The organism is Chitinophaga sp. XS-30 (assembly GCF_008086345.1).
In the GTDB taxonomy this organism is placed as follows: domain Bacteria; phylum Bacteroidota; class Bacteroidia; order Chitinophagales; family Chitinophagaceae; genus Chitinophaga.
In genome coordinates, this window is the sequence record NZ_CP043006.1 from 3308228 (window position 1) to 3321361 (window position 13134).

General features: G+C 52.7%; 10 protein-coding genes. 7 read left to right on the top strand and 3 right to left on the bottom strand.

What is annotated here, in order from left to right; all coding sequences use genetic code 11:
• Positions 1 to 39 precede the first annotated feature (39 nt).
• A complete protein-coding gene (locus tag FW415_RS13585) occupies positions 40 to 372 on the bottom strand; it encodes a YegP family protein (RefSeq protein WP_148385868.1) in 333 nt (110 codons plus the stop codon).
• A gap of 65 nt (positions 373 to 437) precedes the next feature.
• Positions 438 to 1451, bottom strand: coding sequence for a LacI family DNA-binding transcriptional regulator (locus FW415_RS13590; protein WP_148385871.1), 1014 nt, complete (start codon positions 1449 to 1451; stop codon positions 438 to 440).
• Positions 1452 to 1563: 112 nt separating this feature from the next.
• On the opposite strand from FW415_RS13590, the gene FW415_RS13595 reads away from it, so the two are divergent.
• Both FW415_RS13595 and FW415_RS13600 read left to right on the top strand, forming a co-directional pair.
• Complete coding sequence (locus tag FW415_RS13595; RefSeq protein WP_148385874.1) at positions 1564 to 2451, top strand: inositol oxygenase family protein; 888 nt, start codon at positions 1564 to 1566, stop codon at positions 2449 to 2451.
• Between the two features lie 110 nt (positions 2452 to 2561).
• The gene (locus FW415_RS13600) at positions 2562 to 4193 is read left to right on the top strand and encodes a sodium/sugar symporter (protein WP_148385875.1); all 1632 of its coding nucleotides are present in this window, start codon (positions 2562 to 2564) and stop codon (positions 4191 to 4193) included.
• Between the two features lie 3 nt (positions 4194 to 4196).
• Here FW415_RS13600 and FW415_RS13605 read toward each other — a convergent pair whose 3' ends face one another.
• Positions 4197 to 4853 (bottom strand): response regulator transcription factor, encoded by a 657-nt coding sequence (locus FW415_RS13605; protein ID WP_148385878.1) that lies wholly within the window; start codon positions 4851 to 4853, stop codon positions 4197 to 4199.
• A gap of 1435 nt (positions 4854 to 6288) precedes the next feature.
• Here FW415_RS13605 and FW415_RS13610 point away from each other — a divergent pair.
• From FW415_RS13610 to FW415_RS13630, 5 genes are read left to right on the top strand one after another with little or no spacing between them, the layout of a single operon-like run.
• Positions 6289 to 7680 carry an undecaprenyl-phosphate glucose phosphotransferase gene (locus FW415_RS13610; RefSeq protein WP_148385880.1) on the top strand — a complete coding sequence of 464 codons (1392 nt, stop codon included), beginning with the start codon at positions 6289 to 6291 and terminating at the stop codon, positions 7678 to 7680.
• 17 nt (positions 7681 to 7697) lie between these two features.
• Positions 7698 to 8405 (top strand): hypothetical protein, encoded by a 708-nt coding sequence (locus FW415_RS13615; RefSeq protein ID WP_148385883.1) that lies wholly within the window; start codon positions 7698 to 7700, stop codon positions 8403 to 8405.
• 9 nt (positions 8406 to 8414) lie between these two features.
• Positions 8415 to 10037: a hypothetical protein gene (locus FW415_RS13620; protein WP_148385886.1), complete on the top strand. Its 1623-nt coding sequence runs from the start codon at positions 8415 to 8417 to the stop codon at positions 10035 to 10037.
• Positions 10034 to 10771, top strand: coding sequence for a polysaccharide biosynthesis/export family protein (locus FW415_RS13625; RefSeq protein WP_210420686.1), 738 nt, complete (start codon positions 10034 to 10036; stop codon positions 10769 to 10771). Before FW415_RS13620 ends, FW415_RS13625 begins: the two co-directional genes overlap by 4 nt.
• Before the next feature lie 20 nt (positions 10772 to 10791).
• Positions 10792 to 13134, top strand: a complete 2343-nt coding sequence (locus FW415_RS13630; protein WP_148385888.1) for a tyrosine-protein kinase — start codon at positions 10792 to 10794, stop codon at positions 13132 to 13134.

Consider the following 13134-nt stretch of genomic DNA (forward strand, 5'->3'; position numbering starts at 1 on the left):
GCCTGAAGGCTTGACCGGCCGGTTGTTACTTTTTGAACGTTATTCGGATTGATCGTCCGTTTCAGCGTCCGGGGCATTTTTCTTCACGGATGCTATACCATTATCCCTGCCGGAACTGCTTTCATACATTTCGCTTGTGCCGATCACCTGGCCGTTGGAGGCTTTCAGGTTGAAATAATGTTTGTTGTTGCTGGAGGTTTTTAGTTCATACCGGTCATCAATGACCGCATTTGTTTTCACGGATGCAATACCGTTGAGGCAACCCGTCTTTGCGGAGTAACCTTCACTGCTGAGGATCGGCTCGCCGTTACCGGCTTTCAGTTTGAAACGGAATTCGCCATTGGCGCTCTTGGTGATCACAAATTTTCCCATGTCATGTCTGTTTTAGTGTACCGGAAGTTAAGCAATCCTGCCGGGATTTTTTCATTAAGAAATCATCACCGTCCGCTCGATTCCCGTATGATCAGCGAAGAAGGAATGATCACTTCCTGCACTGACGGCCTGGCGCGTTTCTTGTCCAGCGCCTTCAGCAGCACACTGGCCGCTGTTTTCCCGATCTCGAAAGCGGGCTGGGTGATGGTGGTCAGGGGAGGATGGAGTATTGTGGCGATCTCCAGGTTAGAGAAACAGATCACTTTCACATGTTCCGGAATGGCAAGGGAAAGCTCGCGGCAGGCCTGGTAAACGGGGTTGGCCAGTTTCTCCACGGATGCCAGAATGCCATCAGGCCGTTTCTTCCGCTGCAACATTTTTTTTACCTGGTTATAATTGAAAGTGCTGTCTGCGCTGCATTGTACGATGTCGTTCCGCGAAGGCCGCAGGCCATGACCGGATAATGCTTTCAGGTATCCCTCCATGCGCTGTGCGCTGATAGACAGGTTTTCAGAGATGGTCAGGTAAGCGATCTGCCTGCACCCTTTATCCAGCAGATGCTGCGTTGCGGTATATCCGCTGTCGAAATCATCGGTAACGATCTTGTCCGCCTCCACATCGGCCAGCGTTCTGTCAAAGAATACTACCGGGATATCCCTGGCCATCAGATCAAGAATGTGCTGCCCGGAAACGGTTTCCCGGGAAACGGACAGCAGCACGCCGTCTACCCGGCCGCCCTGGAATTCCCGGAGAATGGACTGTTCATTGGCAAATTGCTCATGCGTGAGATAGATCAGTACATGGTATCCTTTTTCTTTCACAACAGATTCAATACCGTTAATGGCCAGCGAAAAAAAGCTGTCCGCCACCTCGGGGATCACCACACCGATGTTCCTGCTTTGCTTGCCCCGCAGGCTGCTGGCATAAGGGTTGGGCATGTAGTTCAGCCTGGCGGCAAGCTCCAGCACCCGCTGCTTCGTTTCCTCACTGATCTCGTAACTGTCCCGCAATGCTTTGGATATGGTGGAAACAGAAAGATTCAACGCTTGCGCCAGCGCCCTGATGGTTACATGCTTCATTTACGAAAACGGTTTCGTAAATAAAGCTAAGCTATTATGCAAATAATCAGTGAAAAACATCCGAAATTTAGCGCAGCAACACGACCAATTTTCCACGTAAAATATTTCACGTATGGGCGATAAAAAGCAATTCACCGCCAAAGAACGTAATCCTTTAAACAGTCTTGATGAATGGGAAGACGCCGTACTGCAGCGTTATCCTGATCCTGAATCCATCGCTTCATCCAAATCCGCAGAGGAGTACCGTAACTACGACAACCCGGAAAGGGATACCGTCCGCGAGTTTTACCGGCTGAACCATACGTACCAGACCTATGATTTCGTACAGGAAAAGCGTAACGAATTCCTGCAGTTCAATAAAAAGGAGATGCCCGTATGGCAGGCATTCGACTTCCTGAACCAGTTGGTAGACGATTCCGATCCGGATACGGACCTGGACCAGTTCCAGCATTTGCTGCAAACAGCGGAGGCCATCCGCGCGGACGGGCATCCGGACTGGATGGTGCTGGTGGGCCTGATGCATGATATGGGTAAAGTGCTGTGCCTCTTCGGAGAGCCGCAATGGGCCGTGGTAGGAGATACCTTTCCCGTGGGTTGCGCGTATTCTGACAAAGTGGTGTACCCGGAGTATTTCAGGAACAATCCCGACTACCAGCATGCCACCTATCAGACACCCACCGGTGTATATGAAGAAGGGTGCGGGCTGCGCAATGTACACATGTCCTGGGGGCACGATGAGTACGTGTACCAGATGATGAAAGACCATTTACCTGAACCGGCGCTCTATATGCTGCGATATCACTCATTTTACGCATGGCACCGTGAAGGGGCTTACAGCCAGCTGCTGGATAGCCACGACCGGGACATGCTGAAATGGGTGAAATTATTCAACCCCTACGATCTGTATTCCAAAAACCCCGTACCGCCGGACTGGAAACAGCTGCGCCCTTATTATGAGGAGCTGGTGGCAAAATACCTGCCACGCACACTGAAATTCTGATCATGTAAATATGCATTTGTACTGAAGAGCGCTGCAGGGAACTGGCCATGGAAAACTGGCACCGGAACCAGCTACAGGCATACAACCCGGGATACAACTAATTAAATTCCATGAATAAATTGCAGCTCGCGGATTACATTGTTTTCTTCATTTATTTCATCATCATAGCTGCCTACGGGTACTACGTTTACAGGAAAAAGAAATCGGCTGGCAACAGCGCAACGGACTTCTTTCTGGCGGAAGGAGCTTTAACATGGTGGGCTATCGGCGCTTCGCTGATAGCCTCCAATATTTCGGCCGAGCACTTTATCGGGATGTCCGGTTCCGGTTTTGCGCTCGGCCTTGCCATTTCCACTTACGAGTGGATGGCTGCTGCTACGCTGATCATCGTGGCGGTTTTCTTTATCCCGGTGTACCTGAAGAACCGGATCTTCACCATGCCGCAGTTCCTGGCCAAACGGTACAACAGCAAGGTGAGCACTATCATGGCCGTTTTCTGGCTGCTGGTGTATGTGTTCGTGAACCTGACCTCTATCATTTACCTCGGCTCCCTGGCCATTGCCTCCATCTCCACCATTCCTTTTGAATGGTGCATTGCGGGGCTGAGCGTTTTTTCGGTGATCGTAACGCTGGGCGGGATGAAGGTGATCGGTTATACGGATGTGATACAGGTACTGGTGCTGATCGTGGGAGGATTGGTGACCACTTACCTGGCCCTTTCGCTGTTATCGGAGAAATTCGGCTATGGCAGTGATATTTTCAAGGGGCTGGCGGTGTTGCGGAAAGAAGCGCCAACCCATTTTCATATGATCTTCGATAGCGATCATGCGTACTATAAAGACCTGCCTGGCCTGTCTGTACTGATCGGCGGCATGTGGATCAATAACCTGGCTTACTGGGGCTGTAACCAGTACATCACGCAGCGGGCGCTGGGAGCGGACCTCAAGACCGCGCGCCGCGGCATCCTCTTTGCTGCCTTCCTGAAATTGCTGGTGCCGGTGATCGCCGTACTGCCGGGCATTGTGATGTATGTGCTGCATCAGAACGGGATGTTCCGGGAGGAGATGCGGGATGCTGCCGGGGTGATCAAGCCGGATCATGCTTATCCCACATTGATGAACCTGCTGCCGCCCGGACTGAAGGGCGTGGCCTTTGCGGCGCTGACGGCAGCCATCGTGGCATCGCTGGCGGGAAAGGCCAACAGCATCTCCACTATCTTTTCACTCGATATCTACAAAAAGTTCTTCAACAGGGAAGCATCTGAAAGGCAGCTGGTAACCACAGGCCGCTGGGCCGTGATCGTGGCCATGCTGCTGGCGGCGCTGGTAACGCCTGCGCTGAAGTCGCTGGACCAGGCTTACCAGTTCATCCAGGAATATGTGGGGTTCATTTCTCCCGGCGTACTGGCTATTTTCCTGCTGGGCTTCTTCTGGAAGCGTACTACGGCCAACGCTGCACTGACGGGGGCCTTGCTCACCATTCCCATCTCCACGGTGCTGAAGTTCCTGCCGGCATGGACGGCCGGGGCTTTCCCTGATTATCCTTTCCTGGATCGTATGTCCATCACCTTTATACTGATCGTGCTGATCATGATCGTCATGAGCCTGACCGCAAAGCGCCCGGTGAGCAGCGGGCAGGTGATCGAAGTGGATACTTCGATGTTCCGCGTGACCCCCGGTTTCATTTTTGCATCCGTGATCATTCTTGGCATACTGGCCGCTTTGTACACCGTTTTCTGGTAACGGTTACCGTTTGTGCCGCTTTATCTGGTCCCTGATCACATAATGCAGCAGCCCGTAGTGCCCGGAGATATTCAGTTTCTTGGAGATATTATAACGATGGTTTTCCAGCGTTTTCATACTGATGCCCAGCTCTTTTGATATCTCCTGGGCGGTAAGCCCGTTGGATACCATGCGGTATATCCTGAACTCGGTTTTGCTGAGCTTGTCGGCCACTTCGGCGGGTATTTCCACCCTTTGAGGCTCTTTGGCGGCGGATTGCGCGGTAAAGTCCGCTATCATATTGAAGCGCCCCAGGCGTGCTTTAATGCTGGTGAGCAGATGCTGGTTATTGAAAGGAGCGGGGAGGTAGTCATCTGCTCCCAGGTTCATGGCAAACCGTACATGGTCCCATCCGGGTTTGCCATTGATGAAGATAAAAGGAATATGGTTGAGGTGCATATTGTTGCGCATTTCAATAAGGAACTGGTGGCTGCTGATATGGTGCAGCTGCATGTCGCATACCACCAGGGCAGGCATCTCCTGGACGCAGAGGGCAATAACGGGCCCGGCAGAGCTGGCTACCACTGTTTCATAGGGTTGCTGGCGAAGCAGTTGCTCCACCTGCCGGCTAATAGCAGGATCATCTTCCAATAATAATATTTTGATGATCTGATCTTTCATTCTCTTCAATTGCCCCCAAAAGAAGGCCCTTCAGCCTGGTACGGATATGGTAATGCCCAGGCGTTTGTAATGGAAACCCTGTTTGTAACTAACGCCGTCCCGCATGCCGGAGCAGGCGGGAAACTAGTAATGTAGACAACAATAGCCTCTGAAGAATGAACGCAGTTGTTTATGCCCGGTCGTTGTACCTCTCATATACAACAGGCTATAGCCTGGCCGGTGTTCGTGTCAATCATATCTCTCAGTATTGTCGGTGTATCCGAGGTGTTGCTTCGGTATCAATTCGTTTATTGTCTTTTTTTAATGGATCAGCCCGTCTGCCGGTCACAGCTTCGCCTGGCTGGAATAGCCGGACGGCAGCCTTTCGGGCCGTTTTTTGTCAGCTTATGGAATAACTTCCGGTAACAGGAGGAATCCCGAGTAACTATACTTTGCATTTTGTCTTGTACAGGAGTTGAATAGGACCATGGTTACTGTTCATATAAACTGGATTAAGCACACTCGGCGGAGGTTATCCGGCTCAGCAATATTCACCGCGCCATTTGCCTGAAATGGCAAGCGGTTGGTATGCAGACACCAGTTCCCGGGAGTGAGGGGTTTTGCAGCTAGATAAGGCTAAAGTTTTTGGGTGTTTCGCCAGAGATTTTGTCGTCAGCATCTGATTGTTTTCCCTGAGGATCTTAATTTCCTGCGAGATGAACCGGTTTACATATGGACGAATAGTATATAGTATACCATTGATCCGGGGTTCCTGCTCGCATTGGCTAATACTCCATAGGTATGATTCGGGGGCAAAATAGAAAAAAAACTGGCAGAATGTCAAATACTAGTTTCGGAAAAAATGGAATCCGGAGCCGGGAACCTTCCCGGCACTGGTCGTTTTGTGCTGAATAGTCCTGATTATGAAGTAAAAGCAGGAACCCCTGAAGGTGATAAATTTTTATACCTGTTTTAAATATTCCCTGCCCCTGGACCGGAAATTGGGTGATTTCACCCAGTTTTAAGGGTAGAATCCCTCATTTATTCCCGCATATCCCGGCTTCTCCCGTTTTTTGAATCCTGCCTTGCGATCTTTGCGTTGTGATACGAACATTCCTGCTTTTTAAGGTCACCGTATCGCCCATAGCCTATACAAAGATCTTTTATTATAACCATTCCTATCATGACCATCCCGGTGGGGGCTGACGAAAAATGAATCCAAGGCCTTTCCCAGGCTCCGTTTTTTAACCACATGTCAGCAAACGATATGCAGTCAGCCCCCCAAGGGAACTTTTCCCGGTCATTTTCATTTTAACCGACCTCTTTATTGACAAGCCTCTTTTTTATCCGTAATGAATTCATATGCCTGGCAGCAGCGACATCAGGACATGAGCTGGCTGTATCCGATCGGGCCTCAAATGGTTAATTGTGAAAATTAATACTACCTGTTTTTTGTATGCAAACTCCTTACCTCTATTCCCTTAGATTTATACTGGCGGTAAGGGACCTGCTGTTGGTGAATACTGCTTTTTTTGTTGCCTGTTATCTTACCAGCAATTTATATCCGGGCATTGCTGTGCAGGCTTACTTTCCTTACCAGGTGGCAGCTTCTTTGTTATGGCTGTTTTCCGCCAACTGGTCCGGCGTATATGGCCAGGGCAGAACGCAGCATTACAAACAGGTACATCGTTCTACCTGGCGTTGCACGGTGCTGCATTTTACCCTGGCAGCCGTATATGTGGCCTTTTCGAAGGATGAGATATTATCCCGCTCTTTTATCGTGACGTTTTATGCCAGCCTGCTATCGTTTTTCCTGTTGATCCGCCTCGCGGGCACCCATATCGAGCAGCTGCTTTCCCGTCGTTTCAGAATATACAAAAGCGTGGCCGTGCTGGGGCGCAATCGTACCGGCGCCCGATTGGCGTCTTATTTCATGGAGCATCACAAACAATACAAGTTTGAAGGCTTCCTGGACGACAATTACAGCAAGCTGATAGAGCGGGACGGGGCCATTATGGTATCTAACGGCGACCAGATCCGCAAGGTGGCGGAAGGCGGCCATACGGATGTGTATGTATCGCTCGCGCCGGAAAGGATGGCGCAGGCACAGATACTCATGGAAGAAGCAGAGCGCCAGTGCGTGAGGCTGAAGTTTGTGCTGGACCTTGAAGAGAAACTGGGCGAGCCTTTCGAGATCAACTACATGGGAGACTTTCCCGTGATCAGCCTCCGGCGGGAACCGCTGGAAGATATGCAGAACCGTTTCAAGAAGCGGGTGGTGGATGTGCTGCTCAGCTTTGCGGTGCTGGTATGCATCATGAGCTGGCTGTACCCTCTGCTGGCCGTATTGATCAAACTGCAGAGCCGCGGCCCTGTACTGTTCCGGCAGCAGCGCACGGGCAGGAACAACCGGCCTTTCTATTGTTATAAATTCCGGAGCATGCGGCTGAATAAAGATAGTGATACGCTGCAGGCCAGTAAAGATGACAACCGCATCACGCCCATCGGGCGTTTTATGCGTAAATACAGTCTTGATGAATTCCCGCAGTTCCTGAATGTGCTGATAGGGAATATGAGCATCACCGGCCCGCGCCCCCATATGCTGAAACATACGGAACAATACAGCACTATCATCAACCGCTTCATGGTACGTCATTACCTGAAACCCGGCATTACCGGCTGGGCGCAGGTGAATGGCCTGCGTGGCGAAACGCGCGACCCGCGGTTGATGGAACGCCGCGTGGAGCATGATCTCTGGTATATGGAAAACTGGTCGCTCTGGCTGGATCTGAAAATAATCTGCAAAACCGTGATCAACCTGTTCAGGGGAGAGGAGAACGCACATTGATCCCTACAACTATCGATATGAGAAAAAGTCTACTATTCTTTTTAACGCTTCCTTGTCTGCTGCTGGCATCTTCACTGCATGCCCAGTATTACTATAATGAGCGGTTCGGCTATGCCTTTTCGGAAAAGCTCAGCTTTCATGCGGGAACGCAGGGGCTGGGCATGGCTTTGTCATTTCCCCTGGGACAGCGGGCGGCCATCCGTTTCGGCGGCAGCGTGCTGCCGTTCAATACCCGCTTGAACAGTGTGATCGGCAGTTATAATATCCGCTCCAAAGCCCGTGCGGAGATGTATAATTTTCACCTGATGCTGGACTGGGCACCCTTCCCCGAGGCCACCACCCTCTGGTCAAAATTCATTGCCACCGGAGGGCTGGCATACTTCTTTAAAGCCAGCGCGAGGGTAGACAGTCATCTGAAAGACAATTATTTCTATGGCGATATCGAAGTGCCGAAAGAAGATGTTGGCATGCTGCGCACAGAGATCAACTGGAAAAACAAACTGGCGCCCTATGCCGGCATCGGCCTGCATCAGCTGTATATCAGCGAACGCTGGAGCCTGGGTGTTTCCCTGGGCACTTACTATATGACGGCTCCCCCTGAAGTAAAGATGACCGGCACCCATCTGCTCGCCGGTAATGAAGTGAATGAAGGGACGCTTACGCGCAATATGAGCAGTTACCGTTGGTGGCCGGTATTACAGATCGCCCTCAGCCATGATTTTTAAAAAGACATTATGAGATATCAACTTTACATTTTATTGCTGGCCTTTTCACTTTTGCAGTGCCAGAACCCGCTGCAGGATGTTGAAATACAGGTCAGCACAGACATTATCAGGTATTCCATGCTGCTGCAGGTGGAGGATGGCAATGGCAACCCGGTGAACGATCTCACCGTGGCCATCAATGGTCCTGATGCAGAGAGCATTTACAACCTTGCCGGCACCCGCACATTCGTACTGCAGGGCGGCGTGCTGGGGCTTGGTGTGCATCCCCGCAATGATCCCGGGGAAGACCGCCCCCTGATGTTCGATGTAACATTGAGCGGCAACGGTTACCTCAGCCAGAACATCCCCATGATCATCTACAAGGGGCAGCTGCAACAGATCAGGAGAGCGGATGTGCTGAATATCAGCAAGGCCCCCGCGGGCATTGCCGTAGCCACGCCTTCAGCGCCGTTGCAGGGGGGCACCACTGCCACGGATGTAACGGTGGAAACGGCGGCACAGAACGGCGCCGCGGAAATCACGACCGTTACCGTACCGCAGGCAACCGTATTCTTTGATGCCGCAGGCAACCAGCTTGCCGGCAGCCAGCTGAACGCGGTGATCGCACATGTGGACCCCTCCAAACCTTCCGCACTGACCATGTTTCCCGGCGGAAGCCTCACCGCCGCCGGCGTGCAGGCGCAAGGCGGTAATATGGCCGGTACCTTCATTCCCGCGGGACTGGCCAGCATAGACATGTCCATAGGCGGTGTGGGCGTAAAGCAGTTCAACCAGCCGGTGAGTGTAGCCATACAGGTAGATCCGGCATTCACCAATCTCAATACCGGCAGTGTTATCAAGGCCGGCGACCTGCTGGGCATCTACAGCTACGAAACGGCTACCGGGTTATGGAAGTACGAGCAGGATGCGCCGGTGCAGCTTGTCAATGGCAAGCTGACCGTAGCATTCGGCACCACCCACCTCACCTGGTTCATGGCCGGGAATTTTGTGGCCAGTTGCCCGTTTTTCCGTACGGTGGCATTGACCGGCACATGGCTGACACCGGGTATCAAATATCCCATGACCATTGAAGCGATGGTGGGCGGCAAAGTGGTCGCCGCTATAAATGCGGATATCAGCGTGGCGGAGAACCAGGTGAAGCTGGAAAATTTGCCGGAACAGGGCGTGAGTGTGCGGGTAAAGAACGAGAATGGCGAAATACTGGCCACATCGGCCCTGTCAGGCTCCTGCGGTTCCCTGAATACCATTACCCTGGCCAGGCCGGGCATTGTCAATAAAAAAGTGACCATGCAGCTGCATGTGCGCTGTCCCAATAACGTAGCCGCCATAGGCGTGCTGCCCACATTCTACCTGTATTACCGCCTGGCCAGGCCTACAAGCGATGTATCCGGCTACAAGCTGCTGGGCGTTGTGGAAAAAGGTTTCATATCCACCACCGCGCTCACGCCCGGTGCGGTAAGTTATGATTTCAAGGCCGTATGGGGAGACCAGGTGAAGTATGCGCACAATAAAACGGTGGCCGCCGATAATACGGCTACGGTAGGGGATGGGGAAGGCGAGCTGATCGGTGAGATCGATCCGGCCAACAACCTGCAGCTGTTACAGGAAAAATGTAAAGAATTCGGATTGTGAAGAATATTGTGAGCGTAGTGATGTTCCCGCTGATCGTCGGGCTATTGTCGTCATGCACTGTTACGAAGAAGTCCGTGTACTTCCATGACCTGGCGGACACGGCAGGCATCCACCGGCTGACACCGGCAGCATTCGAGGACCCGGTCATACAGGTGGATGACATCGTGAGGATACAGATACAGACCCTCGACCCCGAAAGCCTGGCCACACCGGTAAGGGAAGATGCCAACCGCTTCCTGGTAGACCGGGAAGGTATGGTGTACCTGCCATTGATCGGTGCGGTGAAGATCGGGGGGCTGACCACCTATGCCGCGCGGGAACTGGTGCGGAACAAAGCGGCGAAGTATTACCAGTCGCCCGTAGTACAGTTGCAGCTGGCCAGTTTCAAGGTAACCGTACTGGGAGAGGTCACCCATCCCGCCGTGTACACCATGCCCAATGAAAGGGTTACGTTGCTGGACGCGCTGGGCCTGGCCGGCGATCTGACCATTTACGGCAAACGTAATAATGTGCTGCTCGTGCGAAGTACCGGGCAGCAAAAGGAGTTCGTAAGATTTGATCTGAACGCTTCATCCATATACCAATCACCTTATTTCTACCTGAAGCAAAACGACCTGATCTATGTAGAGCCGGGCAAGGGAAAGATCGCCGCGAATAATGCGGGCCGCACACAGGCCATCGCCATTATCGGATCGGTAGTATCTGTACTGATCGTGGCGCTGACCAGGTTGTAAACATCATCAAGCGCGAACCTATGGCAATATCCGGGGAAATGAAAGACAGGGACAGGGATGACATGACGCTGTTCCTGCGCAGGTTTGCGGCGAACTGGTACTGGATACTGGTCTGCGCCGCAATGGGGCTTGCCGCGGCGCTGATGTACCTGCGCTATACCGCGCCCGTGTACAAGGTCAGGGCCAAACTGCTGATCAACGATGAAAAGAAAGGCGGCGGCATCGCCGGGCAGGATAACCTGATAGACCTGGGCAGCCTGCTCCGTACCCGCAGCTCGGTGGATAATGAAGCGGAAGTGCTGCGGACCAGGTCGCTCATGGAAAAGACCGTAGCAGAAACAGCCGCCAACATCACTTACTACCGCAAAGGCCGGATACGCGACGGGGAAATATATCATTCCCCCTTCAGCGTGATCGTAAAGCATACATTGGATACCATCCTTACACGCACCTTCGATCTGGTGCCAGCGGGGGAAGACAGCGTACGCATTACCGATGGTGAGTTTTCCATACAGGTGCCGTTTGACAGCGCTTTCACGCTGGACGGGATCGGTACTGTCGCCATACACCGCAATCCTGAACATGCATTTGTGCATGACAGCTACCGCTTCCGCATGGCCTCCATAGACGCGCAGGTGGCTGATTACATGAAACGTTTATCCGTAAAGGTGACCAACAAGCAGGTAACGACAATAGACCTGGAGTTTGAAACGGCCATCCCCGAAAAAGGGGAATATATGCTCGGCACCCTTATTCAGCAATACGTGCAGGGCAATCTGGACGACAGGAACACGGCGGCGGACAGCACCATTGCTTTCATTGAGAACCGCCTGCTGCTGGTCAGCCGCGAGCTGGGCGCAGTAGAGAACGAGATACAGCTGTTCCGCCAGCAGAACCGCCTGGCCAACCCGCCGGAGCAATCGAAATTGCTGATGAGCAGCGCCGGTGATTACGATACACAACTATTCGAGGCCGAGGAACAGCTCAACCGGACAAAAAGCCTCGCTGCCATGCTGGAGAACAGCGGAACGGAAAAGATAGCACCCGCCGCGGTTTCCCCGCAGGACCCCGTTTTTCTCCAGTTGCTGGAACAGTATAACGGACTGTGGCAGGAAAGAGCGCGTTTGCTGCTGAGCATGACCGAAGAGAATCCCGCTATCGGCAATCTGGATAAACGGATCGCCCGGCTCCGGCAGGATATGCGGAATAACCTGGCTGCTTCCCTCCGCCAGCTCAATGCCGCCCGGGAGGGCCTGCGGCGCAAGGCCGGGCAGATAGAAGGAGCGGTGGTGAATGTGCCGGCCAATGAAAGGGTGTATCTCGATCTTGCACGGCAGCAGGAGATCAAGCAGGAGCTATTCGTATTCCTGTTGCAGAAACGGGAGGAGACCGCCATTTCAAAAACTGCCAACATCGCCAATTCGAGGATCATCGATCCGCCCAAATCCGGCCATCACCCGGTCAGCCCCCGCAGGCTCTTTGTGCTGATGATAGGCCTGCTGGCCGGAACAGCGTTGCCACTGGGTATCATCTACCTGATGGAAGCATTCAATACCCGCGTCACCCGGAAAACAGATATCACTTCCCGTACCCAGGTGCCCGTGATCGCAGAGATCGGGAACAGCACCTACGGGAAAATAGTGCTGATGAATGGCGGCAGCCGTTCCCCCGTTGCCGAGCAGCTGCGCACCCTCCGCACCAATCTCTCTTTCTTCCTGGAAGAAGGGGATAAGACCATACTGCTGACCTCCAGCATGTCCGGCGAAGGGAAGTCCTTTATTGCAGTGAACCTCGCCGCGGCGCTGGCTATCGTGGGAAAGAAAGTGCTGATCATGGAGCTGGACCTCCGCAAGCCCAAGGTAACGGCTAAGCTGGAACTGGAGAATAAACTGGGCATCACCAGCTATATGATCACACCGGACATGAAACCGGAAGAGATCATCAGGCCTTCCGGTGTACTTGATAATATGTTCCTTGTCAGCTCCGGTCCCATACCGCCCAATCCCGCCGAAATTATCCTGCACGACCGGATGGACGGCCTCATGGATGCCATGAAAGCCCGTTTCGATTATATCATCATCGATGCCCCGCCGATCGGTCTCGTTACCGATGCACAGCTGCTGGGCAAGTATGCTGACCTTACGCTGTTCCTCGTCCGCCACCGTTACACCTTCAAATATCAGCTCAGCCTGGCGGACGATCTTTGCCGCGGCGGCAAAATGAGGAATACCGCGTTGCTGGTGAACGACATCCGTAAAGGCGGCGGTTACGACGGCAGCGGTTACTACGGGAACGGCTATGGGTATTATACGGAGGAAACGCCGTCCTCATGGTTCCGGTGGATTTTTAAACGTAAATCATAG

What these genes read in the sequence shown, in the direction of transcription:
- FW415_RS13620 (WP_148385886.1), top strand. Translation starts at nt 8,415, where the DNA reads ATGAGATATCAACTTTACATTTTATTGCTGGCCTTTTCACTTTTGCAG.
- FW415_RS13600 (WP_148385875.1), top strand. Translation starts at nt 2,562, where the DNA reads ATGAATAAATTGCAGCTCGCGGATTACATTGTTTTCTTCATTTATTTC.
- FW415_RS13610 (WP_148385880.1), top strand. Translation starts at nt 6,289, where the DNA reads ATGCAAACTCCTTACCTCTATTCCCTTAGATTTATACTGGCGGTAAGG.
- FW415_RS13630 (WP_148385888.1), top strand. Translation starts at nt 10,792, where the DNA reads ATGGCAATATCCGGGGAAATGAAAGACAGGGACAGGGATGACATGACG.
- FW415_RS13615 (WP_148385883.1), top strand. Translation starts at nt 7,698, where the DNA reads ATGAGAAAAAGTCTACTATTCTTTTTAACGCTTCCTTGTCTGCTGCTG.
- FW415_RS13590 (WP_148385871.1), bottom strand. Translation starts at nt 1,451, where the DNA reads ATGAAGCATGTAACCATCAGGGCGCTGGCGCAAGCGTTGAATCTTTCT.
- FW415_RS13605 (WP_148385878.1), bottom strand. Translation starts at nt 4,853, where the DNA reads ATGAAAGATCAGATCATCAAAATATTATTATTGGAAGATGATCCTGCT.
- FW415_RS13595 (WP_148385874.1), top strand. Translation starts at nt 1,564, where the DNA reads ATGGGCGATAAAAAGCAATTCACCGCCAAAGAACGTAATCCTTTAAAC.
- FW415_RS13585 (WP_148385868.1), bottom strand. Translation starts at nt 372, where the DNA reads ATGGGAAAATTTGTGATCACCAAGAGCGCCAATGGCGAATTCCGTTTC.